Origin of the sequence: Pyxidicoccus caerfyrddinensis (assembly GCF_010894405.1) — a bacterium.
In the GTDB taxonomy this organism is placed as follows: domain Bacteria; phylum Myxococcota; class Myxococcia; order Myxococcales; family Myxococcaceae; genus Myxococcus; species Myxococcus caerfyrddinensis.
Genome location: NZ_JAAIYA010000011.1, coordinates 26,903 through 51,031, shown reverse-complemented (window position 1 = coordinate 51,031; position 24,129 = coordinate 26,903). Strand labels below are relative to the sequence as shown.

At 71.8% G+C, this 24,129-nt stretch carries 18 protein-coding genes; 13 read left to right on the top strand and 5 right to left on the bottom strand.

The annotated features are described in order from the left end of the window. The first annotated feature begins 2 nt into the window (after nucleotides 1-2). From sppA to G4D86_RS26090, 8 genes are all read left to right on the top strand, one after another. On the top strand, nucleotides 3-2,480 hold the full coding sequence (sppA, locus tag G4D86_RS26125) for a signal peptide peptidase SppA (RefSeq protein WP_163996754.1): 2,478 nt from the start codon (nucleotides 3-5) through the stop codon (nucleotides 2,478-2,480). A gap of 244 nt (nucleotides 2,481-2,724) precedes the next feature. Next, nucleotides 2,725-4,290 carry a transcription termination factor Rho gene (gene rho, locus G4D86_RS26120; RefSeq protein ID WP_163996753.1) on the top strand — a complete coding sequence of 522 codons (1,566 nt, stop codon included), beginning with the start codon at nucleotides 2,725-2,727 and terminating at the stop codon, nucleotides 4,288-4,290. Nucleotides 4,291-4,342: 52 nt separating this feature from the next. Next, nucleotides 4,343-4,612 (top strand): hypothetical protein, encoded by a 270-nt coding sequence (locus tag G4D86_RS26115; protein WP_163996752.1) that lies wholly within the window; start codon nucleotides 4,343-4,345, stop codon nucleotides 4,610-4,612. A gap of 3 nt (nucleotides 4,613-4,615) precedes the next feature. Then, complete coding sequence (locus tag G4D86_RS26110) at nucleotides 4,616-6,511, top strand: DUF4129 domain-containing protein (protein ID WP_163996751.1); 1,896 nt, start codon at nucleotides 4,616-4,618, stop codon at nucleotides 6,509-6,511. Further along, nucleotides 6,504-7,784 carry a DUF4350 domain-containing protein gene (locus G4D86_RS26105; RefSeq protein ID WP_163996750.1) on the top strand — a complete coding sequence of 427 codons (1,281 nt, stop codon included), beginning with the start codon at nucleotides 6,504-6,506 and terminating at the stop codon, nucleotides 7,782-7,784. The genes G4D86_RS26110 and G4D86_RS26105 overlap by 8 nt, the downstream gene beginning before the upstream one ends. Beyond that, the gene (locus G4D86_RS26100) at nucleotides 7,781-8,779 is read left to right on the top strand and encodes an AAA family ATPase (protein ID WP_163996749.1); all 999 of its coding nucleotides are present in this window, start codon (nucleotides 7,781-7,783) and stop codon (nucleotides 8,777-8,779) included. Before G4D86_RS26105 ends, G4D86_RS26100 begins: the two co-directional genes overlap by 4 nt. Continuing rightward, entirely contained in the window at nucleotides 8,776-10,083 is a 1,308-nt protein-coding gene (locus tag G4D86_RS26095) for a DUF58 domain-containing protein (RefSeq protein WP_163996748.1), read from the top strand. The genes G4D86_RS26100 and G4D86_RS26095 overlap by 4 nt, the downstream gene beginning before the upstream one ends. Before the next feature lie 10 nt (nucleotides 10,084-10,093). Then, nucleotides 10,094-10,633 carry a GNAT family N-acetyltransferase gene (locus G4D86_RS26090; RefSeq protein ID WP_163996747.1) on the top strand — a complete coding sequence of 180 codons (540 nt, stop codon included), beginning with the start codon at nucleotides 10,094-10,096 and terminating at the stop codon, nucleotides 10,631-10,633. Here the strand turns inward: G4D86_RS26090 and G4D86_RS26085 are convergent. Together G4D86_RS26085 and G4D86_RS26080 are read right to left on the bottom strand one after the other, a co-directional pair. Continuing rightward, nucleotides 10,590-11,039, bottom strand: a complete 450-nt coding sequence (locus G4D86_RS26085) for an inorganic diphosphatase (RefSeq protein ID WP_163996746.1) — start codon at nucleotides 11,037-11,039, stop codon at nucleotides 10,590-10,592. The two genes, G4D86_RS26090 and G4D86_RS26085, sit on opposite strands and share 44 nt — an antisense overlap. 12 nt (nucleotides 11,040-11,051) lie before the next feature. Beyond that, a complete protein-coding gene (locus G4D86_RS26080; protein ID WP_163996745.1) occupies nucleotides 11,052-12,074 on the bottom strand; it encodes a stage II sporulation protein M in 1,023 nt (340 codons plus the stop codon). 85 nt (nucleotides 12,075-12,159) lie between these two features. Between G4D86_RS26080 and G4D86_RS26075 the strand changes: the two genes are divergently transcribed. Beyond that, nucleotides 12,160-13,713, top strand: a complete 1,554-nt coding sequence (locus tag G4D86_RS26075; protein WP_240360479.1) for a tetratricopeptide repeat protein — start codon at nucleotides 12,160-12,162, stop codon at nucleotides 13,711-13,713. A gap of 71 nt (nucleotides 13,714-13,784) precedes the next feature. Here G4D86_RS26075 and G4D86_RS26070 read toward each other — a convergent pair whose 3' ends face one another. After that, nucleotides 13,785-15,383 (bottom strand): bifunctional metallophosphatase/5'-nucleotidase, encoded by a 1,599-nt coding sequence (locus G4D86_RS26070; protein WP_163996744.1) that lies wholly within the window; start codon nucleotides 15,381-15,383, stop codon nucleotides 13,785-13,787. A gap of 15 nt (nucleotides 15,384-15,398) precedes the next feature. On the opposite strand from G4D86_RS26070, the gene G4D86_RS26065 reads away from it, so the two are divergent. Continuing rightward, a complete protein-coding gene (locus G4D86_RS26065; protein ID WP_163996743.1) occupies nucleotides 15,399-17,153 on the top strand; it encodes a hypothetical protein in 1,755 nt (584 codons plus the stop codon). A gap of 18 nt (nucleotides 17,154-17,171) precedes the next feature. Here G4D86_RS26065 and G4D86_RS26060 read toward each other — a convergent pair whose 3' ends face one another. Then, nucleotides 17,172-20,318, bottom strand: coding sequence for a cyclic nucleotide-binding domain-containing protein (locus G4D86_RS26060; protein ID WP_163996742.1), 3,147 nt, complete (start codon nucleotides 20,316-20,318; stop codon nucleotides 17,172-17,174). Between the two features lie 184 nt (nucleotides 20,319-20,502). On the opposite strand from G4D86_RS26060, the gene G4D86_RS26055 reads away from it, so the two are divergent. Further along, nucleotides 20,503-21,330: an RDD family protein gene (locus G4D86_RS26055; RefSeq protein ID WP_163996741.1), complete on the top strand. Its 828-nt coding sequence runs from the start codon at nucleotides 20,503-20,505 to the stop codon at nucleotides 21,328-21,330. On the opposite strand, the gene G4D86_RS26050 is transcribed toward G4D86_RS26055, so the two are convergent. Further along, the gene (locus G4D86_RS26050) at nucleotides 21,272-21,790 is read right to left on the bottom strand and encodes a hypothetical protein (RefSeq protein ID WP_163996740.1); all 519 of its coding nucleotides are present in this window, start codon (nucleotides 21,788-21,790) and stop codon (nucleotides 21,272-21,274) included. The two genes, G4D86_RS26055 and G4D86_RS26050, sit on opposite strands and share 59 nt — an antisense overlap. A gap of 100 nt (nucleotides 21,791-21,890) precedes the next feature. Here G4D86_RS26050 and G4D86_RS26045 point away from each other — a divergent pair, with 100 nt between their 5' ends. Both G4D86_RS26045 and G4D86_RS26040 read left to right on the top strand, forming a co-directional pair. Further along, a complete protein-coding gene (locus tag G4D86_RS26045; RefSeq protein WP_205519738.1) occupies nucleotides 21,891-22,952 on the top strand; it encodes a tetratricopeptide repeat protein in 1,062 nt (353 codons plus the stop codon). 34 nt (nucleotides 22,953-22,986) lie between these two features. Continuing rightward, on the top strand, nucleotides 22,987-24,078 hold the full coding sequence (locus tag G4D86_RS26040) for an FHA domain-containing protein (protein WP_163996739.1): 1,092 nt from the start codon (nucleotides 22,987-22,989) through the stop codon (nucleotides 24,076-24,078). Nucleotides 24,079-24,129: the final 51 nt, after the last annotated feature.

The following is a 24,129-nucleotide window of genomic DNA, read 5'->3' as shown; positions in this document are numbered from 1 at the left end:
GTATGCGCCTGCTTGCCCTCCTGCTGCTCCCCTCCCTCGCGGCCGCCCAGACGGGCGCCATCGACAGCGCCCCCCTCCCCTCCCGGGGTGTGACGCTGCCGCCCACCGGCGCGGCGCTGGTGGACGAGGCCACCGCCCTCTCCCTCAACCCCGCCGGCCTCGGCTACGTCGGGGGCAGCCAGCTGTTCTACCTGCACGAGCGCAACCTCGTGCGGGACGGCGTGGGCGACGGCGTCTTCCTGGCCTCGCGCTTCCTGGGGCTGGGCGCGGGCCTCTCCATGGAGTGGGTGCGCGGCCGCGCGGAGCCGGACTACCGCAAGACGTCGCTGGGCCTGTCGGTGGGCTCGCGCACGCTGCAGCTGGGCGGCTCGTGGCACACCTTCAGCTCGGACGACGGCGACCTCGATGCGTTGTCCAGCTTCGACCTGGGCCTCACCGCGCGGCCGGCGCGCGCGCTGTCGCTGGCGGCGGTGGTGCGCGACCTCAACGCCCCCGAGGAGGGCCGCTTCGAGCTGAAGCGCCAGTACAACCTGGGCCTGGGCGTGCGGCCGCTGGACGAGCGCTACACGCTGGGCGTGGACTGGCTCTTCTCCGAAGGGGCCTTCCGCCAGGGGCAGGCCACGTACACGCTCAACGCGGAGGTGATTCCGGGCCTGCGCCTGGGCGCGGGCGTGTCCCACGGCTTCGTCAGCGGCGCGCCGCTGGCGCTCCAGGTGGCGGCCACGGTGGACACGTCCGGCCTCGGCCTCACGTACGCGGTGGGCGGCACGGAGGACGGGACGGACCACGTGCTGGCGCTGCGGCTGTCCAGCGAGAGCTACCGCTCGCTGCGTCCGCCCGGCGGCGTGGTGGCGATGGTGGACGTCAACGACATGCTGGCCGGCGGCAACAACCCGCTGCTCGCGCTGCTGGGGGCGAGCGGCACGGACCCGTACCTGGAACTGGCGCGGTGGCTGGACCTGGCGGCGAAGGACGAGCGGCTGAGCGGCGTGGTGCTGAAGATGGAGGGGCTGCCCGGCGTCAACTGGGGCAAGGCGGAGGAGCTGCGCCAGGCGGTGCTGCGGCTGCGCGCTTCGGGCAAGCGGGTGATGGCGGTGCTGCTGTCGGCGGACGACGAGGGCTACTTCGTGGCCTCGGCGGCGGACCGCGTCTACGCGGTGCCTGAGGCGATGCTGCCCATCAACGGGCTGGTGGTGCACCTCAACACCATTGGCGGGACGTTCCAGAAGCTGGGCGTGCACTGGGACGTGGCGCGCGTGGGCAAGTACAAGTCGGCCACGGAGCAGCTCGCCAACACCGAGCCCAGCGCGGAGTGGCGCGAGCAGGTGAACGCGTACCTGGACACGCAGTCGGCCTGGTACGAGAAGGGCGTGGCGGAGTCTCGCAAGCAGCCGCCCGAGCGGCTGCGGGAGCTGTGGGCCGCGGGGCTCGCCACGGCGAAGAGGGCCCACGAGCTGGGCTTCCTCGACGGCGTCATCCTCCCCACCGAGCTGGACGCGAAGGTGAAGGAGCTGGTGCCGGGTGGCCGCTTCAGCACCACCTACGCGCCCAGGGACGAGCGCGAGGGGCGCTGGGGCCGCCGGCGCCGCATCGCCGTGGTGCCGGTGCTGGGCACCATCTCCGGGGGCCGCAGCCGCGAGGACCCGCTGGGCTTCAGCCAGATTGCCGGCGCGGAGACGGTGGTGCGGGCGCTGGAGCGCGCGCAGGCGGACGCGTCCGTGGTGGGCATCGTGGTGCGCGTGGACTCGGGCGGCGGGGACGTGCTGGCCTCGCACCTGATGTACCAGGCGGTGCTGGAGGCGGCGAAGCACAAGCCCGTCATCGCCTCCATGGGCGACTTCGCCGCGTCCGGCGGCTACTACACGGCCATGGGCGCCACCGAGGTGCTCGCCCTCGCCCCCACGATTACCGGCAGCATCGGCGTCTACTACGTCAAGCCCGCCCTCCAGGGGCTGCTGGGCGGGATGCTCGGCGTCAGCCAGGAGAACATCACCCGCGCCCCGCTCGCGGACATGTTCGACACGTGGGAGCCGTGGACGCCGGAGGAGCAGACGGCGGCGCAGGCGTGGGTGGATGCCTCGTACGACATCTTCATCACCGAGGTGGCCGCGCGGCGGAAGCTGGACAAGGCGAAGGTGGACGAGCTCGCGCGGGGCCGCGTGTGGAGCGGGCAGGATGCGCTGGCGCGCGGGCTGGTGGACCGGCTGGGCGGCCTGCCCGAGGCGGTGGACGCCGCGCGGAAGCGGGCCGGCGTGCCCGCGGACGAGGACGTGGACGTCGTCGTCATGGGCGAGGCGCGGGGCTTCTTCTCCGGGCTGGGCGGGGAGCCGGGCGTGCGGGCGGCGCTCGCCCTCCTGCCCGAGCCGCCTCCCGCCATTCCCGAGCCGCTCCGGATGCTGGCGCGCTCCGCGGGGCTGAATCTGGAGCTGCTCCAGCCGGGGATGAAGGCGATGATGCCCTTCACCCTCACGGTGGAGTGAGGTCGGCCGCAGAACACCGGAGTGAAGCGGGGGCGAAAAAAGCGGCGGCGCCGCCCCCGGCCTCTGTTAGTGTTACCCATGCACCCCGGACGGCCTCGGGCCGCCAGGGTGCTTCAGGGACCGGCGGTTCGGCCTGCTCGTCTCAAGGCCCCGCGTCCGGCTCCCTGTCCCACAGCCTGAGTCACCCTGCGTCTCCGCCTCCTCCGGGATGGCCTGCATGGGACGCGCGCCGTCTGGAAACCCCATGAGCGAAAACCCCGATAACAGCGACCCCCGAGATGCCTCCCCGATGCCCGTGGCCGCCCGCCCGGCGCCTCCTCCCGACGCGGATGACGACGGCGGCGACGACGGTGACGACGAGGGTCCCGACGATGGCGATGCCGCGGGCGCGGGTGGCCCATCCCAGGGAGGCGCCCCCGGGCAGCCCGGCCAGGCAGGCGGCCGCCGCCGCCGCCGTCGCCGCCGCCGTCGTGGCGCACAGGTCCTCTTCACCCCGGACGGTCAGGCCTACCGGATGCAGCCCGGCGCGGACGGGCAGCAGGTCCAGGTCTTCCTGACGCCGCAGGAGCTGGAGCAGTACCGCCAGCGCCAGGCGCAGCAGCAGCAACCGCCGCAGGGCCAGGGCGCCCCGCAGCCCCAGCAGCATCAGCAGCACCACCCGCAGCGGCAGCAGCACGGCGGCGGGCACCAGCGTGAGGTCGCGCAGCAGCCCAACCTGGCGCCGGTGGAGGGCGTGCTGGACACGGAGGCCAAGGGCCCCAACGCCTTCCTGCGGCAGCTCAAGCGCAACCTGCTGGCGGCGCCGGATGACCCGGAGCTGCCGAAGAACCTGGTGCAGAAGCTGAAGCTGCGCAATGGCCAGTACCTCACGGCCTTCGCGCAGATGCGCGGCAACAAGGGCGTCATCCAGAAGGTGGACACCGTGGACGGCCTGCCGCTGGAAGGCGTCCCGCGGCTGCCGCACTTCGCGGACCTGACGTCGGTGGACCCCACCGAGCGGCTCAAGCTGGAGAACGGCCACAAGGAGCTGGTGACGCGGGTGCTGGACCTGATTGCCCCCATCGGCAAGGGTCAGCGCGCGCTCATCGTCGCCCCGCCGAAGACGGGCAAGACCATCATGCTCCAGCGCATCGCCCAGGCGGTGCTCGCCAACCACCCCGAGTGTCACGTCATGGTGGTGCTCATCGACGAGCGTCCCGAGGAAGTGACGGACATGCGCCGGGGCATCAAGGCCGAGGTGCTGGCCTCCAGCTCGGACCGGCCCACGGTGGACCACCTCAAGGTGGCGGAGCTGGCCCTGGAGCGCGCCCGCCGGCTGGTGGAGACCGGCAAGGACGTGGTCATCCTGCTCGACTCGATTACCCGTCTGGCGCGTGCCTTCAACAAGGAGATCGACAACTCCGGCCGCACCATGTCCGGCGGCGTGGACAGCCGCGCGCTGGAGCGCCCCAAGCGCATCTTCGGCGCCGCGCGCGCGACGGAGGAGGCCGGCTCGCTGACCATCATCGGCACGGCGCTCATCGACACCGGCAGCCGCATGGACGAGGTCATCTTCGAGGAGTTCAAGGGCACCGGTAACTCGGAAGTCACCCTGGACCGCCTGCTCGCGGAGAAGCGCGTCTTCCCGGCCGTCAACATCGCCCAGTCCGGCACCCGCAAGGAGGAGAAGCTCTTCACCCTGCGCGAGTACGAGAAGGTGAAGAAGCTGCGGCAGATGCTCCACTCGGTGAAGCCGGTGGAGGCGATGGAGGCGCTCGTCAAGCGGCTGTCGCGCTACACGTACAACGACGAGTTCCTCGACGAGCTCTAGTCGTCCTCTCAGGGGGTGGTGTGGCGGGCCCGGGTTTGCGTAAGGTGGCGGCATGATTCAGGGCTCGGGCCGCTGTCACTACCACCCGGAGCGCGCCGGCCTCGGCGTCTGCGTGGAGTGCCGGCGCGTCATCTGCCGGGAGTGCACCACCCAGTTCGAGGGCATCAACCGCTGCGCGAGCTGCCTGGAGAAGCGCCTCAAGGCGCTGGAAGGTCCGGGCGAGCGGCGCGAGTGGACGGTGGGAAACGTGGTGCTGGGACTGGTGGGGATGGCGCTCGTCTGGGGTGCCATCCTCCTGGTGGCCCAGGCGGCGGCGAGCTAGCGCATGGCCGTCTCCGCACTCGAGCTGCGCCCCCGGGGCGCGGTGGCCTTGATGGACGCGGCGCTGCGCCTGTGCGCGCGCAACACGGGCGTCTGGGCCCTCACCCTGCCCGGCGGTGCGGCCGTCGTCGCCGCGGTGCTGTACCTGGCCGAGGCGGTGCGCATGGGCCGGCCGCTCGCCCTGCCCTCGCTGGCGCTCACCCTGGCGTGGTTCCTCCGCGGGCTGTGCCAGGGCGCGGCCTGCCACTACACGCAGGAGGTGCTGCTGGGCGCGAAGGCCGAGCCCGCCGCGTGGGCGTCGATGCGGGCCGCGCTGGGCCGCGCGCCCGGCCTCTTCATCGCGGTGGCGTACCTCTTCGTCTTCAACACGGTGGTGATGACGCTGACGCTGGGCATCGGCTTCTTCGTGCTGGCCGCGCAGAGCGTGGGCTACGCGACGATGATGCAGGGCAAAGGCAGCCCGCTGAAGCTGTATGGCCTGTGCTCGCGGCTGTTGGGCCCGGCGCGCGGCACCGCCATGATGGTGCGCGTCCTCATGGGCGTGCAGCTCCTGGCCTTCTTCAACCTGCACATCGCCGCCAACTTCGCGCTGTTCCTGGGCCGCAAGCTGGTGGGCATCGACCTGACGTTCGCCGAGCGCTTCGCCTCGCTGGACACACCGCCGTGGCTGCTGTTCCTCGCGGCCACGACGTTCGCCCTCTTCGAGCCGGTGCGCGCCGCCGCGGCCACGCTGCTGCTGGTGGACGGGCGCGTGCGGCAGGAGGGGCTGGATTTGCTCGCCGCCGTGCAGCAGCTCCCCGCGAGGAACACGGGCCGGAGCCTGGGCTCCCGCAGCGCGGCGGTGCTGGCGGCGGTGCTCGGCGCGGGGCTCATGCTGACGGGAAGTCCGGCGTGGGCGGAGAAGGCCCCCGAGCGCCCCATCACCTCCCCGCGTGACGCCGTGACACGGCTGGGCGCGATGGCGGAGGCCTGCGAGACCCGCGGCCCGTCGGAGGACGCGCGCTTCGAGTCACTGGGCGCGCTGGGGCCATCCGAGACGGGCAAGCTGGAGCGGCTGGTGCGCACCGTGGAGCGCCAGGCCTGGGACGAGGAGGACTGCGACACCGCCATGGCCTCGCTGGAGCAGGGACTCTCGCAGGCCACGGGGACGCTCGAAGCCCAGACGCGCGCGGATGCGCGGGTGGCGTCGGCGCGGGCGAAGGACATCCTCGCGCGGCCGGAATTCGCGGTGGCGCCGCCGAAGGCGGAGAAGGACGCCGCGGAGGAAGCCGTGCCCCCGGAGTCTCCGGGCTGGTGGCGGCGGTTCATCGACTGGCTGGGCGAGTTCCTCAAGAAGCTCTTCGAGCGGGAGCCCGCGCCCCCGCCGCCGAGGGAGGCCCCGCAGCTGGTCAGCGGCACCGCCGTGGCCAACGTGCTCGCCATCGTGCTGGTGACGCTGGCGGTAGCGGTGCTGGGCGGGCTGCTCATCATGTTCCTGAACAAGGGGAAGAAGCACGCGGACGGGGCCGGGCTGGAGGTGTCCACGGTGGACGCCGCGGCGCTGGCGGGTGACCCGGCGCATGCGCTGTCCCGTCCGCCCGAAGGCTGGGCGCACCTGGCCGACGAATTGGCCGCCCGGGGCGAGTACCGCGAGGCGGTGCGCAGCCTCTACCTGGCGCTGCTGTCCCGGCTGCACCGCGACGGGGCCATCCTCTACGACGTGACGCTGAGCAACTGGGACTACCTGCGCCAGTTCCGGGGCCGCTCGGAGTTGAAGCCGCCCTTCCGCGAGCTCACGCGCCGCTTCGACTTCGCCTGGTACGGCAACGTGCCGGTGGGCGCGGAGGGCTACCGCGAGTTCCGCACCCTCACCCAGCCGCTGCTGGCCACGCCCGCGCCGACGGAGGCCGCCGGTGCGTGACCGCTTCCCGCTGATGGTGGTGGGCGGCCTCGTGCTCACCGTCGTGCTCGGCGCCTTCCTCGTGAAGAGCGCCCAGCGCGGCGAGTTCGCCGACACGCTGTCCACCTACCGCGCCCAGGAGGACGGCGCGCGCGCCCTCTTCCTGCTCGCCCAGGAGAGCGGCCTGCCCGTGGTCCGCCGCATGTCGGACCTGCGCATCGTCACCGGGCAATTCACGCCCGTGCTGCTGGCGGTGGAGGTGGAGGGCGCGTACGAGCAGGACCCGGACCAGACACAGCTCGCCGCCGAGCCCGACGCGGGCCTGGCGGACGAGGACGTCCCCCGCACCGGCTTCAACGCCTTCCGCGCCGCCGCGCTCGACGACACCGAACACGAGAAGCTGCTGGAGCACGTGAAGGCGGGCGGCACGCTGGTGTACGTGCCCTGGGGCTCGCGCGAGAACCCGCTGCTGGACGCGCTGTCGGTGAAGCTCACCAAGGCGGACACCACGCTGCCCATGCGCACGCTGGTGCCGCCACTGCCCACGCCGTACACGCTGGGCGTGGAGCGCGTGGAGGCCAAGGTGCAGGCCTACCTGACGCTGCCTCCCGGCGCGGTGCCGGTGCTGGAAGACGACCGGCTGGGCCAGGTGGTGGCGGCGGTGGTGCCGCACGGTCAGGGCCGGGTGCTGGTGGTGGGCGCGCCGGAGCTGGCGATGAACCGGGCCCTGGCGCGCGCGGACAACGCGCAGTTCTGGCTGAGCGCGCTGGCGGGCCTGGGCCCCGGCCCCTACGAGTTCGACGAGTTCCACCATGGCTTCACCAACGAGCGCTCGGTGGTGGACTTCGCGCGGCGCTACGGCCTGCACTTCGCGGTGGTGCAGTTGCTGCTCGGCGTGGCGCTGTGGTCCGTGTCGCTGCGCCGCTTCGGCCGTCCGCACCCGCCGCCCGAGTCCGTCCGTGTGGGCGCTACCGACGCGCTCTTCGCCATGGGCCGCCTGTACCGCGAGGGCCGGCACCACGCCTTCGCCGCCGGCCTCATCGCGAAGGGGCTCACCCAGGAATTCGCCCTGCATGCGGGCCTGCCCGCGCACTCGCCCGCCGCCTCGGTGGCCGAGGGGCTGCGCGAGCGCGGCCGTGACGATTTGGCCCGGGGACTCCAGGCCGTGGCCGCCGAGGCGGACACGGTGGGCAGCGACTCCGACCTCCAGCAGCTCGCGGCCAATGCGGCCGGGCTGCGTCAACGACTCCACTCCGCCGGCGCGGGCCGGCGCAGCACTCCCGGAACGACATGAACGTCACCGATACCGCCCCCTCCTTCGCCTCCAACGGCAACGCCGTGCAGGCCGCCCACGGCATCCGCGAGGGCGTGCTGCACGAGGTGCGCAAGGCCGTGGTCGGCCAGGACGAGGCCCTCGAGCTGATGCTGTGCGGCCTCATCGCCGGCGGCCACGTGCTGCTGGAGGGCGTGCCCGGCGTGGCGAAGACGCTGATGGCCAAGGCGCTGTCGCGCAGCATCGGCGCGGACTTCAAGCGCATCCAGTTCACCCCGGACCTGATGCCCGCGGACATCCTGGGCACCAGCGTCTTCGACTTGAAGACCCAGTCCTTCGTGCTGGTGAAGGGCCCCATCTTCACGGACCTGCTGCTGGCGGACGAAATCAACCGCGCCCCCGCCAAGACGCAGTCCGCGCTGCTGGAGGCCATGCAGGAGCGCGGCGTGTCGCTGGAGGGCCGCAACCTGGTGCTCTCGCCCCTCTTCACGGTGTTCGCCACGCAGAACCCGGTGGAGTCCGAGGGCACGTACCCGCTGCCCGAGGCACAGCTGGACCGCTTCCTGCTGAAGATTGAAGTGGGCTACCCGGCGCCGGAGGAGGAGGACGCGATTCTCGCCTCGGTGCACCGTGGCTTCGACTCGGGTGACCTGGCGCGCGCGGGTGTCAACGCGGCGGTGGCAAAGGACGGCCTGCTGGCGGCGCGCGCGGCGCTCAACGAGGTGACGGTGGAGCCGCCGGTGCTCGCATACATCCGCAAGCTGGTGGCGGCCACGCGCTCGTCGAGCCGCATCCGCCTGGGGGCGGGCCCGCGCGCGGGCGTGCACCTGCTGCTGGCGGCCAAGGCGCTGGCGGCGCTGCGGGGGCGCGGCTTCGTCACGCCGGACGACGTGCGCTTCCTCGCCGGCCCGGTGCTGAAGCACCGCCTGCTGCTGTCGCCGGACGCGGAGCTGGACGGGGCCACGCCGTCGGACGTGCTGCGCGAGGTGGTGCAGGGGGTGGAGGTCCCGCGTTGATTCCCACCCCGCGCCTCTGGGTGCTGCTGGCGCTGCTGGCGCTGCCGATGATGGCCGCGGGGTTCTTCCCCGGCCTCGGCGGCGCCGTGCTGGTGCTGGACGCGCTGGCACTGGTGCTGGCCGGGGTGGACCTGCTCGCCGCGCGAAGGGTGCGGCTGGAGGTGCGCCGCGTGCTGCCGCAGCGGCTCAACGTCGGCGTGCCCAACAAGGTGGAGCTGCGGCTGGTGCACCGGGGCTCGGGCACGGTGGACGCGCACGTGAAGGACGACGTGCCGGAGTCCTTCACCGCCACGCCCGAGGAGGCGCCGCTCTCCCTGCCGCCGGACAGCGAGGCGCGCTGGGTGTACCGGGTGACGCCCGCGAAGCGCGGCCGCTTCGAGTTCGGTGACGTGCACGTGCGGGTGCGCGGCCCGCTGGGGCTCGTCTTCCACGAGCGAGCGTATCCCTCCGCGACGTCCATCTCCGTGTACCCGGACCTGCGCGGGGCCAGCCGGCTGCTGCTGTCCGGCGCTGCGCTGGACCTGGTGAATCTGGGCCTGCGCAAGCTCCGGCGGGACGGGCGTGGCAGCGAGTTCGCACGACTGCGCGACTATGCGCAGGGCGACAGCGTGCGCGACGTGGACTGGAAGGCCACCGCGCGGCGCGGCCGACCGGTGACGCGCGTGCTGGAGTCGGAGCGCTCGCAGTCCATCCTCATCTGCGTGGACGCGGGCCGCTCGATGGCGGCGCACGTGGACGGCCTCACCAAGCTGGACCACGCCGTCAACGCGGCCCTCTTCCTGGCCTTCGTCGCGGTGCGCAACGGGGACAGGGTGGGGCTGGCCGTCTTCGCGGATGGAGTGAAGGCGTACCTGCCGCCCGCGGCCGGACGCGGGCAGTACCGGAAGATGGTGGACGCGCTCTACTCCACGACTCCGAGCCTCACGTACGTGGACTACCTGGCCCTCTTCAAGGAATTGAACGTCCGCCTCACGCGCCGCAGCCTGCTGTGCGTCTTCACGGACTTCCTCGACGAGGAGCAGGCCTCCACCATGGTGGCTCCGCTGCACCGGCTGGCGCGGCGGCACGTGCCCCTCTGCCTGTCGGTGAAGGACACCGCGCTGCAGAAGCTGCTGCGCACACCGCCGCCGGGACCGGAGGAAGCGTTCCAGCAGGCCGTGGCCTCCGAGCTGCTCACGGACCGCGAGGTGCTGAAGGCCCGGGTGAGTCAGGGCGGCGTGCAGATGATGGACGTGCAGCCGGATGAGTTGAGCCTCGCGGCCGTCAACCGCTACCTGGACATCAAGGCGCGCGGAGTGCTGTAGCGACAGCGCCATGGCCCCGCTCTTCCAGACCGCCGACCTCACCGCCGAGCACGTGGCCGACGCCGACGTGGACCTGTTCCAGCCGCTGCTGGAGCGCTGCGAGGACTTCTTCCAGCGCTGCTACGGAAGGCCCGCGCGGCCCGATGAAGCGAAGCAGATGCCGGGGGAGCGTCCGCCAGGACTGGGCCCGGAGCGCGGACACCTGGTGGCGCTGAAGGACGCGGGCGGCACGCTGGTGGGCATCCTCGAGTCGGTGAGCGACTTCCCCTCACCGGGCGAGTGGTACCTGGGACTGATGCTGCTCGCGCCGGAGGCACGCAGGCACGGGCGCGGCGAGGCCGTCATCCGTGCGTACGAGGACTGGCTGCGAAGCCAGGGAGTCCGGCTGCTGCGGCTCGGTGTGGCCGAGCCCAACCCCGAGGCCCTGCGCTTCTGGACGCGCGTGGGCTTCCGCGAGGAGAAGTGGGTGGGACCGCTGGAGCAGGGACTGCTCACGTACCGCGTGCTCAGGATGTCGAAGCCACTGACGTCAGCGGAAGCCACCCCGTGAAGCGCGTGTCCGGCACGTTGCCGCGAACCCGGTGCAGCCCGCGCTTGAAGAAGGCGTAGATGCGGAAGAAGTACTCCAGGCCGACGCGCTCGAAGGCGCTGAGGGGGCGGGCGCTGCACACCACCTTCGGGTCTCCCTTCCCCTCGTCGATGAAGCCGAGCACCGCCACCACGGGCACGCGCACCCGCTGACCTCTCGGCAGCCGCGCCCCCATCACCACCGCGTCGAGCGGGTCCCCGTCGTCGGACATCAGGCCGGGGATGCTGCCGTAGTTGTACGGGCACGGCAGCGGCGCCACGAAGTCCACCGTCCCGTCCGCGCGCCGCTTCACGAAGGAGAAGCGCGGGCACTCGATGAGGACCTCCGGCTCGGGCGGCAGCGGAGGCAGGGCGAGGCGTTCAGGCACGGGGGCGGTGTATCACGGCGTCGCGGCGGGCTCGCGGGCGCCATCCTCGGCGCTCGCCTTCCCGCCGCGCAGCCAGTCCGACAAGAGGTACGCATACACGCCCGCGCCCACGGTGAGCGCGAAGGACACCTTGAACGCCACCGACAGCTTCGGCGGGTGGATTTGCGAAATCGTCCCCTCGATGAAACCCGCGAGCACGAACAGCGCGAGCGTGCCGAACAGCAGCTTCACCGCCGTCACCGCCTCCTGACGCAGGGCCTGTCCCCTGCGCAGGCCGCGTGGCGCCACCATCCCGCGCGCAATCACCAGGCCCGCCGCGCCCGCGATGCAGATGGCCGTTATCTCCGGGATGCCATGCGGAAGAATCCACGCCCAGAACCAGCCCGCCATGCCCTTCGCCGTGTACACCTGCGCCAGCGCGCCCAGGAACAGGCCGTTGGTGAAGAGCATCACCGCCGTGCCCAGCCCCATCGTGATTCCCAGCGCGAAGGCCAGGAAGGCCACCTGGATGTTGTGCGTGAAGAGGAAGGTGGTGAACTGGGCCTGCTGCCCCGCCGTCATCCCATCCCCCGCCGCCTCGTCCGCGGCGCGCTTCACCGGGTCCATGTTCAGGTGCTCGGCGGGCACCAGGTAGTGCGCGGCATCCGGGTCCACCAGCATTCCCAGGTAGCCGAAGCCCGTGCCCGCCAGCAGCAGCAGCACGGAGGCCACGTACATGCGCCACTCGCGGCGCATCAGCGCGGGGAAGCCCCGGGCCACGAAGCCCCACACGTCGGCGAAGCGCGGGCGGCGCCCCGGGTACGTCAGCGCATACGCCCGGCCCACCAGGTCGTTGAGATAGGCGCTCACGTCCGCCGAGCCGCTGCGCGCGCGCACCCACAGCAAGTCACTGGAGACGGCCCGGTACAGCTTGCCCAGGGAACGGGCCTCCTCGAGGCTCAGCCCGCGAAGGCCGTGGGACTCGGACCTGTCCAGCAGCGCCTCGAGCTTCTCCCAGCGCGGCCGGCGCGATTCGATGAACTCCGCCATCTCCATGGTTGGACACTCTAACCCAGGCGCCGGGGGCCCTCCCTGCCCTCGCGGCGCGGGTTGTGGGAAAACTGAGGCCATGACGTGTCGGATGTCGGTCTCCGTCCTGGGCCTGGTGCTGACCCTGCTCTCGGGGTGCACCACCCTGCGCGCAGTGTGCCCCGCCGAGGGCGGGCGCCCCTGGGTCGAGGTACGCAGCCCCCACTTCAGCGTCCGCACCAACCTGGACGGGGAGACGGCGGAGGAGGCCACGCGGGAGCTGGAGCTGCTCCGGCAGGGCCTGCTCCAGGCGTGGGCCGGCACCTTCGACCCGCCGGGCACGGTGGAGGTCATCGTCCTCGCCAACCACTCCGCGCTGGAGGACTTCACCAACGTCCGCATCGAGGGCTTCTCCGCCACCACCGCGGACGGCCCGGTGCTGGTGCTGGCCGGCAACGCCTACGCCCTCAGCGAGGCCCCCGCCGACGTGGGCACCCAGGCGCACGAGCTGACGCACTACCTCTCCGAGTTCGCCCTGGTGCGCCAGCCGCGCTGGCTGTCCGAGGGGCTCGCCGCCTACCTGGAGTCCATCATCCTGCGGCCGGACAAACACGAGGTCATCCTCGGCGGCCTGCACTCGGGCTTCCTCGCGCACGTCCTGCGCAGCGGCTGGCGCACGCTGGACGAGCTGTGGGAGTGGGACGGCAAGGGGCTGCTCGGCACCGCCGAGTCGCGCAACTACTACGCGTCCTCCTGGCTGTGGGTGCACTTCTTCATCAGCCGGCACCCCGCGCGCTTCGACGAGTTCCAGACGCGGCTCATGAGCGGCGAGGAGCCCCGCCAGGCCTGGGAGGAGTCCTTCCGTGGCGCGGAGGACCTCGCCGGGGAGCTGCACGCCTATGTCCACGGCGGCCGCCACGTCACCTACCCCACCATCACCGCCCCGCTGCCGCCGGTGAAGAGCCCGCTCCAGATGCGCACGCTGGAGCCCGCGGAGGTGCACGCCATCCGCGCCCAGCTCTTCCTCATGACGCCCGGGGCCGCGCCCCCGGAGGAGCGCCTCCATCACGCGGAGCAGGAGATGGCGCAGGCCCTGAAGGAGGACCCGGGCAACGTCGCCGCCACCCTGCTTCGCATCCGCTCCACGGTGGACCCGTCCCGCCGGCTGGGGCTGGCGCAGCAGTTGGTGGAGCGGCACCCGGACAGCGGGCAGGCCTGGGACGCGCTGGCCCAGGCGCTGGACGCGGCGGGCAACACCTCCGAGGAGCAGGAGTCCGCGCGGCTGCGCGCCGTGGAATTGCTGCCCGACAGCGTGAGCGCGCAGAACGGACTGGCCGGCTTCTACGCGCGCACATCGCAGCCGGAGAAGGGGCTGACCGCGGCCCGGCGCGCCGTGGCCCTGGCGCCCGGCAACCCGGCGGTGCTCGACACCTGGTCGACGATTCTCTTCCAGCTCGGCCGCTGCCCGGAGGCGCTGTCCGCGCAGCAGCTCGCGGCGGACACGCTCCACGAGAGCACCCCGGAGCGGCTGCGGCGCACGGTGCACGACACCCTCGCCCGCTACGAGGCCGTGTGCGGCGCCGCGTCCGGCGTCCCGGCCACCGCTCCGGCCGTCCCGACGGCGGCGCCCGGCGTCCCGACGGCCCCGGGCCCCTCGGGGCTCTGAAACGGCGAAGCGCCGGGGGACTCACGGGAGTCCCTCCGGCGCCTCGGGGTGAAGCGAAGGAAGCGGGCGGCCTACTTGACCAGCTTCTCCAGCGGCTTCTTCTCGCTGGACTCCTTGCCCTTCGTCCAGTCCACCACCGGCGTCTGCCAGGCCATGCCCGTCTCGGTGGGCTCGGGGGCGAGTTTCTCGAACTCGAAGCCGTCACCGCCGAAGTAGAGGTACTCGATGGTGGCCACCGAGTACTCCTTCTTCGGGTCCAACGCCTTGCCCTTGGCGTCCTTGAACTTGCCCTTCCCGGCGGGGGTGAAGCCGGCGATGAGCGCGTTGGGGTTGGCGAGCTGCCTGGCCAGGTCCTCGCCCTTGAGCTTCACCACCAGCAGGGTGTTCTCGAAGGGCATCACCGAGTAGATGCTGCCGCGCGTAATCGCGCCGGCCGGCAGGTCACCGCGGATGCCGCCCTTGTTGAGGATGGCGCCGTCCGTGGCGAGCACCTCGCGCACCGCGCCCGCCACCCACTTCGCCATCTGCGGCGAGTTCTGGGGGATGCCCGCCTTGGTGAAGCCAATCTGCTGGCCCAGCACCTCGTCGAGCTGCGCCTTCCACTTGGCGATGAGCTGCGCCGTCTCGGTGTCCGGGGTGCCGCCCGCCACGTCGACGAGCTTGGTGTCCACGTCCGTCACCTTCTCGCCCGCCGGCTTCGACGGGTCGAACTTCAGGTGCGCGCGCAGGTACTTGTTGAAGCCGCGGTCCAGCGACACGAAGGTGGTACCGCCCTCCTTGGTGTCCACCGGCTGCGGGCAGCGGCCACCGGCCACCAGCGCCAGCTTCCAGTCGGCGTGCTTGGCGACGACGGGCTGCAGCTCGGTGACGCAGGTGTCGGCCACCACCACCACCACGTCCGCGCCGGCCTTGCGGGCCTCGGGGACGGCGCTGTTGAGCGCGTCCTCGTAGCCCGTGACTTCGAGGCCCTCCGCGCGGCCGGCCATGGCCGTGCGCACCGTCTTCTCCGAGGCCAGGCCCACCACGCCAATCTTCAGGCCGCGGCGCTCGAACACCTGGAACGCGGGCAGGGACAGGTCACCCGCGAGCGCGGGGTCCTTCACCTTGAGGTTGGCGGCGAGGAACGGGAAGCCGCCGGCGGCGCGGTTCTTGAGGAAGGCCTCCTTGCCGAAGGCCAGCTCGTGGTTGCCCATGGCGGAGGCCGCGAAGCCCATGCGGCCCATGACCTCGGCGGTGGGCGTGCCCAGGAAGAAGGACGAGATGGCCGGGCCGTTCCAGTGGTCACCGGTGGCGAGCGCCAGCGTGCCGGAGTCGGCGCAGGGAGCCTGGCCCTCCTTCACGGGGCCGGGACAGTGCTTCTCCTCGGCCACCCAGCGGCCGAGCATCTCCGCCGCGCCGCCCTTGCCGTCGACGGGCTGCAATTGGCCGAAGGCGCCGCCCGTAACCAGCAGCGTGACTTCATGAGGAACCGCGGGGGCCGCGGGGGCCTGGGCCGCCGCGGGCGGCTCCGCCGGCGCGGGCGGAGGCGTGGGATTGCTCTTCTCGCAGCCGGCGAGGACGCCAAGCGCGAGGACCAGCACACCGGAGAGCCGCGGCTGGCGGAGGAAACTCGGACGGAAGGCAGGAGGGGTCGGTCTCACAACCGGCGCCTTTAGCACAACTCGGCGCATGCTACGGTGTAACGCGTGTCGGATCACAAGGGTCAACAGGGCCCGTCTTCACCGGAAGACCTGGGGAATAACTCCAAGGACCCGGAAATCAACGGCCAGGGTGAGGCGCTGAGTCGGAAGCTCTGGGAAGAGGTGCGAGGGGGTGTGGAGCACTTCCACCTCCAGGGGCGCCCGCGTCCCCAGGGGCCGCTGCGGCAGTTCTTCTACGGGATGAGCCTGCCGTTCCACCTGGCCCGGGCGCTGCTCAAGGACCCGGCGTCGCGGCGGACGTACCTGCGCGTGGGGCTGCTCCAGACGGTGGCGGCGCTGGCGCTGGCGCTGACCTGCATGGGCTCCGGCAAGGAGGCCGCGAAGCGCGCGAGCCGGCAGGAGACCCAGGAAGAGTCCGAGGCCCAGGCGGAAGCGGTCCGGAAGGTGGCCGCGGAAATAGCGGACCGGCACCTGCAGGAGGCCGACGCCAAGGTCGCGAGGCGCATCCTCGAAGGCCTCCCGGCGGCGCGCCAGCGGGACGGAGCTTCCCACCGGCAGGACGCGGAGGAGGACGCCCGGCGAAATGTCGCGGAGGAGACGTCCCGACAGGACGACGCGGAGGAGGTCCCCTCCCCCCCGGAAGACGCAGACGCGCCACCTTCCCGACGGGAGGACGCGAAGGCGCTCACCCCGGGCCAGGGCGACGCGGGAAGCCAGCGGGCCCGCTCACGCGAGGAGCGGCGGGCCGAGGCGCAGGAGCGACTCGAGCGGCGGGCCCGGAAGCTCGAAGCGGCGGCACAGGGGCTCGATGGGGGCACGTCCCTCGCCGAGGCCATCATCGGGCTGGCGCTCGAGGCGGCACGCACCGCGGAGACCGAGGCGGACGAAGCCTCCTCCGCCGGTGACGAGGACGACGACGAGGACGACGAAGAAGCAGCCGCCGCGAGCCAGGCCGGGCGCGAAGCCGGGGACGGCGGCACGGCCGTGGCCGCCCAGGGAAGCCCCTCCCCGAAGGGCGACAAGGGCTCGCCGGGCCGCATCCGGGTGAAGATTGGCGGCGAGGAGTCCTTCTGGACGGTGAAAGGCTTCTCCCTCTGGGGCCTGGCCTTCTGGGGAGCGCTGTTCGCGGCGCTGCACCTGGCCCAGTGGGTGGTCATCGCGCTGTCGCGGGACTACCACGACGTCATCGCCCGCGACGCCAGCCTCCTCACCGGCGTGAAGCCGGAGGACGAGGAGATTGAGCCGCGCGTGCGGCTCGACGTGCAGTGGCTGCGCAAGAAGGTGCGGCGGCGCTGGCGGGCGGCGCTGCTGTTCGCGGTGGGCGTGCCGGCCCTGGCGCTGCTCACGGTGCCCTTCCTGTGCCTCAGCTCCACCGTCTTCACCGTGCTCAGCACGCTGTGGGGCGTGTGGTGGCTGGTGGTGTTCACCGCCGCCAAGAGCGAGCACGCCTGGGTGCCCCCCGCGGAGCCCCGGGCGCCCTGGTTCCTGCGCATCTGGACCTGGCTCACCACGCAGGTGCCCGGCATGCGCTGGGGCATGCTCCAGCGCTACGGCGCGTTCTGGACGCGCAGGACGCAGGAAGTGCTCGCCCCGGTGTCGACGGTGGAGCGCCACCCCTGGGCCTTCGCGGGGCTGGCGGTGGTGCGCTTCGTCGGCTCCATCCCGCCGCTGAAGTTCTTCTGCCGGCCGCTCATCCCCGTCGCCTCCGCGCACCTGCTCGCGGAAGAGGCCGCCGCGCGCGCCGCGGCCGTCCCTCCCCCGCCCAAGCCGCGGATTCCAGCGGGTGAGACGGGCGCCTGACAGGGACGGGGACGCCCGTCACTTCTCGTCGCGGGCGCGCTCGTCTTCCTCGCCGGAGGACATGATGACCTCGTTGGCGCTGGAGGGCTCGGGGGCCGGGCCGGTGGGCAGCGGCGGCACCTCCAGGGGCTGAGGGCCGGTCAGCTCCAGGCGCTGGCCCGCCTCGCGCGAGTCGGGCAGGCCCATGAGCTTCTGGAGCTGCAGGCCCACCGCGCGGAAGAAGCCGGTGAGCAGCTCCGGACGGTCCGCGATCAGGTCGAGGAAGTCGCGCCGGTCGATGATGAGCACGCGCGTGTCCACCGCGGCCACCATGTCCGTGGGGCGGGGCGCGCCGTCCAGGAGGCTGATTTCGCCGAAGGCCTGCTTGCCCTGGAAGCGCAGCACATGCTCGCCGTCGTGGAAGGCATCCACGCCGCCCTCGACGATGACGTAGAGCGCATCACCCGGGTCGCCCTGCGCGTAGATGCGCTCACCGGCCTTGTAGGAAGCCTCGCGGGCCACGGCGGCGATGGCCGCCAGGTCATCCACGTCACTCTGGGAGAAGACGCTCACGCCCTCCAGCGCGAACATCCGTTGGACAGTGCGGTCGCTCAAGTCACCCTCCTGCGGGAGCACGTTCAGCCCGTTCACCCGCGCTACGTGGCGGGCGCACGCGCGCAGCACCACGTCCTCGCTCTGCACCAGCGCGGCCAGCCGCCGCCACAGGCGGCCCGGCGCCCCGGGGGGCAGCTCGCGGTGGTGGGCCTCCACCTGCTCTGTCACCAGCTCCCGGTCCTCTTCGGCGACCAGGTTCTCCAACAGCTCCAGCGCCAGCGCCCGGCGCCGCGCGTCCTGCCCCACCAGGTTGTAGTGGATGCCGCGCATCACCTGCGACGGGTGCAACAGCCCCAGCAGGAAGAAGGACAGCTCCAGCGCCTGGTCCAGCCGGTCTCCCACCGCGCGGGTGAGCAGCGAGCCATCCCCCAGCGCCGCGCGCACGTCGCGGAAGGCGCCCACCAGCGCGCGGTACACGTCCCGCCGCCGGCCCAGGGCCTCGCGCACGCGCTCCGCGTCCACCGGGTGCTCGGGGTGCTCGTCGCGCAGGCGCGTCAGCTGCGCGCCGATGCGGAAGTGCAGCGACGCGTCGTCCTTCACGTTGGAGAACAGCAGCGCGTCCAGCGCCGCGGGCGTGCCGATGCCGCGCAGCACACGGGGCAACTGCAGCCGCATGGCCAGCGGCGCGCCCTTGTTGTTGAGCTGCTCCTCCACCAGCGGCGTCACCGCGTCGCCGAGCGCCACCAGCGCCTCGCGCGCCGTCTTGCGCTCCTCGCGCCAGGTGAGGAAGGGCAACAGGCGCGGGGCCAGCTCCACGTAGCCGCCCTCGCCCACCGCGGCCAGCGCCACGCGCCGTACCGTGGGGTCCGTGTCCTCCAGGTAGCGCGCCAGCGCCCCGGCGAAGCGCGTGTCCTGGAGCCGGCCCAAGAGCCGCGCCACCTCGCGCCGCTCGGGCTCCTGCGCGGCGTCACCCCGGGCCAGCAGCTCCTGGAGCGAGGACAGCGCCACCGAGTTCCCCGTCGACTTGAGCAGCGCGCCAATGGCCGCGCAGCGCAGCCCGATGTCCGGGTGGTTGAGCAGCGCGGGCAACAGCCGCTCCGCGCGCTCCGGCGACAGCCGCGCCAGCGCCCACACGGCCTGGTCCCGGGGACGCCGGGGCCCTTCCTCCACCAGTCGCTCCAGCACGGGCGCCAGCTCGTGCGCCTCCAGCTCCAGCGCCAGGGACACGCCGCGCTCCAGCACGCGCTCGTTCGGGTGGCGCAGGAGCGCGGGCAGGTGCGGCCGCAGCGGCACCTCCGCCTGCTCCATCATGTCCACCGCGCGCAGCACCCGCTCCGGAGAGGGCGCCGCCAGCGCCTCGGCCAGCAGCCGCTGCTCCTCCTCCCCCTCCAGCTCCACCTCCTCCTCTTCCGGCGCGCCCACCTGCTCGCCCAGCGCCGCCACGTACGCGGGCTTGAGGCGCACCAGCAGCACGGCCAGCGCGGCGCACATGCCCACCACCGCCACCGCCATGGTGTCGCCCGTGGCGCCGCGGCCCGCGCCGATGAGCAGCAGGCCCGCCAGCACCACGCCGCCCTTGCGCAGCAGGCCCTCCACCATCGCGCGCAGCCCCTCGCGCTGGTCGTCCGGCACCGCCGCGTACAGGAGCTGGATGCCCACCGGGAGGATGGAGTAGCTCACCGCCGTCTCCACCAGCCGCAGCAGGTGCACCGGCCACATCACCGGCGTGACGAGCGCCGCGCCCGCCAGGGGCGCCAGCACCAGCGGCACCAGCGCCACGTAGCGCAGCAGGCCCAGCCGCTTCAGCAGCCGCTGCGCCACGAGCAGCTGGAAGGCCACGCAGAACAGGCCAATCCACAGCTGCAGCGAGCCGAAGAGCTCCGCGAGGGCGTCCTCGCTCATCGTGCCTTCCAGCCGCAGCCGGAAGAAGTAGTCCACGAAGGACGACAGCACCGCGAAGGCGATTCCCAGCGCCGCCAGCACCTGCGCGTAGGGGCTCTCCGCCAGGTAGCTCCACCCCATCCACGACACGGCGGCGGGCCGGCTGCTCGGCGGCGGCGCGGGAGCGCCCTTGTAGAGATGATGAAAAATCGCGCCCGCGGCCAGCAGGCTCAGCGCGCCGCTCACCACCATGGCGGGCGTGCCCAGCCGGACGGCGAAGCCCTGCACCAGCAGTCCGCCGGCGATGCCGCCGCCCATGGCGAAGCCGTTGAGGAAGGTGAAGGCCCGCCGCGCCTCGCGCGCGTCGAAGGCCGACGCCATCCGCCCCCAGAAGCGGAAGGACACGAACGTGGAGAAGGTGTCCGCGAAGAGGTACAGCGCCAGCGCGGGCATCCGCTGCCCCGCCGACAACGCGCCCGCCAGCCCCAGCGCCACCACGCCGCCCAGCCCCGTCAGCACGCCGGGCGACTCCAGCGGCGAGCCCGGCCGGCCACGCGGCAGCACCGTCAGCGTCGCCGTCATCAGCGCGCCCAGCAGGTACAGGTACGGCAGCGCCTGCGACTCGAAGCGCGACAGCACGAGCGCGTTCGCCGTCGTCTTCAGCTGCGTCACCCCGGCGATGAGCGCGAACTGGAAGGCAGCCGCCGGCCAGAGTCGGCGGTTCCAGGATGAGGAGTCGGAGGCGGCCACGGTGAAAGAGCGCCGGAGATTAACCCAGCCTCAGGACAACCACGAATAACCCCACGAGCCCCCGAATCCCCGCCTGCCCGGCGGCCGACGCCGCCCACGCTCCGTCACACCCCTGGCCCATTTCCGCCACCGTCGGTGGAATCCACGGGCGCCCGCCCGCCTCCCGAGGGGCTAGACTGGCGGCGTGACGACCGCCTCCGACACGCTGCTGGACGGCACCCACACGGTGCTCACCCCCGAGTACGTGGAGTTCCGCTTCACGCTCGCGGGCCTGTACTCGCGCTTCCTGGCGTGGCTGGTGGACGGGCTCATCGTCGCCGCGCTCACCCTCACCATCATGCTGGCGCTCAGCGTGGTGATGATGGCCTTCCCCGGCTTCGGCAGCGCGCTGCTGGCCGTCGTCTTCTTCCTCGTGGAGTGGGGCTACTCCATCTTCCTGGAGACGGTGTGGAGCGGCCGCACGGTGGGAAAGCGGGTGCTCTCCCTGCGCGTCATCCAGGAGAGCGGCGTGCGCATCGGCTTCTACCACGCGGCGCTGCGCAACCTGACGCGGCCGGTGGACCGGCTCCCCCTCTTCTACCTGGTGGGTGGGGTGACGGCGCTCGTCTCGGGCTCCCACCAGCGCCTGGGAGACCTGCTGGCCGGCACGATTGTCGTACGGGAGCGCCGCCTCAAGGTGCCGTCCGCCCTGGGCGCCAGCGGCGAGGAGGGCCTGCTGGCGGACCCGCTCTTCGTGTCGCGGGTGAAGCGGCTGTCCACCGAGGAGCGGGAATTGGTGCTGTCCGCCGCCCTGCGCCGCGAGGAATTGCGGCTGGAGGCGCGGCTTCGGCTGTTCTCCGCGCTGGGCGCCCGGCTGCAGGACGCGCTGGCCATGGAGAAGCCGGCCCACCTCTCCGACGAGAAGTGGACCCTGCTGGTGGCCGCCGCCCTGCTGCCGTCCAATGATGGCGCGTCTAGAAGTAGGCCGCCGCGCCGGCCGACAGCGTCAGCGACGTCTGCGTCTTCTCGTTGAGCGCGATGTAGAAGTTGTACTGGCCGCGCAGGCCCAGGCTCACCGAGTCCGACACGAAGAAGTCGATGCCCACGTTGGGACCGATTCCCACGAAGTTGCTGACGCTCTCCTTGAAGATGATGAGGTAGCTCACGTCCGTGCCGAGGTACGGGCGGATGGACTCCTCGGAGAACAGGTAGCGCAGGCCCAGCGACGGGGCGAGCCCCACCACCCGCTTCTCGTTCGGGTCCGTGGTGTCCTTGGGGAAGGCAATCTTCGACAGGGACACCACCTCGAAGCCGTTCTCGATGTAGAGGCTGGCGTCGATGCCCAGGAAGAGCGCGTCGTCCAGGCCTTTGGTCTTGTTGAAGTCCATGTACCCCAGCGAGAGGCCCAGGCTGCGGTTGGCGAACTGGGCGTGCGCGGGGGCGGCCCCGAGGAGGGCCAGGGCGAATCCGAGGGAACAGAGCAGGGTACGCATGGGCCGCCAGTCTAACGGTGCAACCTCCGGAAAACAGCCCGGATTCGGCCCCTCCGGGGCGTTGATTCGGGAGCGGCCGCTCTCCTACACTCGGCCGGCCATGCGTCTGAGCCGACTCGTTACCGCGCTGTCCCTGGTCTCCACCCTCCCCCTCGTGGCCTGCGTCAGCACCCCGCCGCCCCACGAGCGCGCCCTCATCAACAACGAGCTGTGCGTGCAGGAAATCACCAAGGGTGACCTGGTCCGCGCGGACGTCTACTGCGACCTCGGCCTGGAGTTCTCTCCCCAGTACGCCGACCTGTGGGCCAACAAGGGCATCATCGCCATGGCCAACGGCAAGAAGGACGAGGCCAAGAAGCACTTCATCAAGGCCCTGCGCTTCAACCAGGAGCACCTACAGGCGTACCAGAACCTCGGCATCATCTACCTGGAGGAAGGCGCGTACGGGAAGGCGCACGACAACTTCCGCCGGGCCCTCAAGGTGAACCCGGACAACCTCGAGACGCGCTACAACCTCGCCATCACCCTGATGAAGATGAAGAAGATGGAGGATGCGAAGAAGGAGCTGCGCACGCTGCTCGCGGTGAACCCCGGCCTGTCGGACGCGCACCACACCCTGGGTGTCATCGCCTACGCGGAGAATGAGTTCGACGAGGCGGTGGAGCACCTGTCCCAGTCGGTGCAGCTCACCCCGGACGCCCCCCAGAAGTGGCATGACCTGGGCACCGCGCTCATGGAGGTCAGCCGCTTCCCCGAGGCGCGCGAGGCCTTCGCCAACTGCGCCCAGCTGGACCCGCAGAACAGCAGCTGCATCAACAACCTCTCGCTGGCCCAGCGCAAGACGGCCCTCACCGACGCGGCCTTCAAGGAGCTGAAGGACACCCAGCAGGCGGAGAACTCCGCCCCCGCCCTCTACATGCTCGCCCGCCAGTACCGCGAGAAGGGCCTGCTCGCCGAGGAGGAGTCCACGTACCGCAAGTGCGTGAAGCTCGACGCGAAGTTCGCTCCCTGCCACTTCGGCCTCTTCCAGCTCTTCTCCGATGCACACAAGCAGGAGCATGCCCAGGTGGCATGCAAGAACTTCCTGAAGTATGGGACATCGGAGGAATTCCCTACCGAGTACCAGACGTGCGAGAAGTTCATCAGCGACGCCACCTTCTGAAGCCCCGCCTCTCTCTGTACGTGCCCCCTCCGCGATGAGCGTCCGTCTCACCGTCACACAGCGCAGCGAGGCCGGCGCTGCCCCGAGCAACGAGGTCGTCCTCGACGACGCGGTCATCACCCTGGGTCGGGACAAGTCCTGTCAGGTGGTGCTCGCCCAGCAGGCCGTGTCGCGCAACCACGCGCGCATCTGCCAGGAAGGCACCCTCTTCTTCCTGGAGGACCTGGGCAGTGCCTACGGCACCCAGGTCAACGGCAAGCCGCTGCCCAAGGGCGAGAAGCGGCTTTTGCGCAACGGCGACGTCATCGCCATTGCCCAGTACGACGTGCGCTTCGAGCGGATGACGGAGCTGAACGCGGACGTCAACTCGGAGAAGACGTCCTTCATCGCCCGCGGCATGGTGAAGGACGCCATGCGCGGGCTCGCCTCCGGCGAGGAGCGCTACCTGCGCTTCATGAACGGCCCGCGCGAGGGCCAGCGCATCGAGATTGGCGACGCGCAGGAGGTCGTCTTCGGGCGCGACGAGAAGGAGGTGGACGTCGTCCTCAAGGATGACCTCGTCTCCCGCAAGCACGCCAAGATTCGCCGCGACTGGTCCGGCACCCACGTCGAGGACCTGGGCAGCCGCAACGGCATCAAGGTCAACAAGAAGCGGGTGAACCGCAAGGCGCTCAAGGACAGCGACGAGCTGGAGGTCGGCGCCACCCGCTTCCTCTACGTGGACCCCTCCGAGCCGGCCGAGGAGCCCGTCCCGCTCTCCACGGACATCAAGGCCCCACCGCCCTCGCCGCAGCGCCCGGGGCCCTCGCGCCAGATGAAGGCCGTGGAGGAGCCCGCCGAGGAGCCCGCGCCCCCCGCGGAGGAACCCGCCCCCCAGCCCGCGGAGGCCGCCGAGTCCCCGGACGCCGGGTCCTCCGAGGAGCCAGCGAGCGCCGAGTCCGCGTCCTCCGAGGAGCCCGCCTCCCCGTCCGCGGAGATGCCCGTCCCGGACGAGTCCGGCGAGGAGCGCGGCGCTGGCGCCATGTCCTCGCTCAAGGACAAGCAGAAGCTCGTCCCGCTCGTGGTGATGGGCGTGGTGGGGCTGCTCTTCCTGGTGATGATGATTGCCGTGCTCGTCGGCGCCTGAGCGGGCGTCACGGCCGTCGCACCAGGGCCGCACGGCCCAGGTCCCGAAGCC

Excerpts from the sequence above, each read along its gene's own strand:
- sppA (WP_163996754.1), top strand. The coding sequence starts at position 3 with ATGCGCCTGCTTGCCCTCCTGCTGCTCCCCTCCCTCGCGGCCGCCCAG.
- rho (WP_163996753.1), top strand. The coding sequence starts at position 2,725 with ATGAGCGAAAACCCCGATAACAGCGACCCCCGAGATGCCTCCCCGATG.
- G4D86_RS26115 (WP_163996752.1), top strand. The coding sequence starts at position 4,343 with ATGATTCAGGGCTCGGGCCGCTGTCACTACCACCCGGAGCGCGCCGGC.
- G4D86_RS26110 (WP_163996751.1), top strand. The coding sequence starts at position 4,616 with ATGGCCGTCTCCGCACTCGAGCTGCGCCCCCGGGGCGCGGTGGCCTTG.
- G4D86_RS26100 (WP_163996749.1), top strand. The coding sequence starts at position 7,781 with ATGAACGTCACCGATACCGCCCCCTCCTTCGCCTCCAACGGCAACGCC.
- G4D86_RS26090 (WP_163996747.1), top strand. The coding sequence starts at position 10,094 with ATGGCCCCGCTCTTCCAGACCGCCGACCTCACCGCCGAGCACGTGGCC.
- G4D86_RS26080 (WP_163996745.1), bottom strand. The coding sequence starts at position 12,074 with ATGGAGATGGCGGAGTTCATCGAATCGCGCCGGCCGCGCTGGGAGAAG.
- G4D86_RS26075 (WP_240360479.1), top strand. The coding sequence starts at position 12,160 with ATGTCGGTCTCCGTCCTGGGCCTGGTGCTGACCCTGCTCTCGGGGTGC.
- G4D86_RS26070 (WP_163996744.1), bottom strand. The coding sequence starts at position 15,383 with ATGCGCCGAGTTGTGCTAAAGGCGCCGGTTGTGAGACCGACCCCTCCT.
- G4D86_RS26050 (WP_163996740.1), bottom strand. The coding sequence starts at position 21,790 with ATGCGTACCCTGCTCTGTTCCCTCGGATTCGCCCTGGCCCTCCTCGGG.
- G4D86_RS26045 (WP_205519738.1), top strand. The coding sequence starts at position 21,891 with ATGCGTCTGAGCCGACTCGTTACCGCGCTGTCCCTGGTCTCCACCCTC.
- G4D86_RS26040 (WP_163996739.1), top strand. The coding sequence starts at position 22,987 with ATGAGCGTCCGTCTCACCGTCACACAGCGCAGCGAGGCCGGCGCTGCC.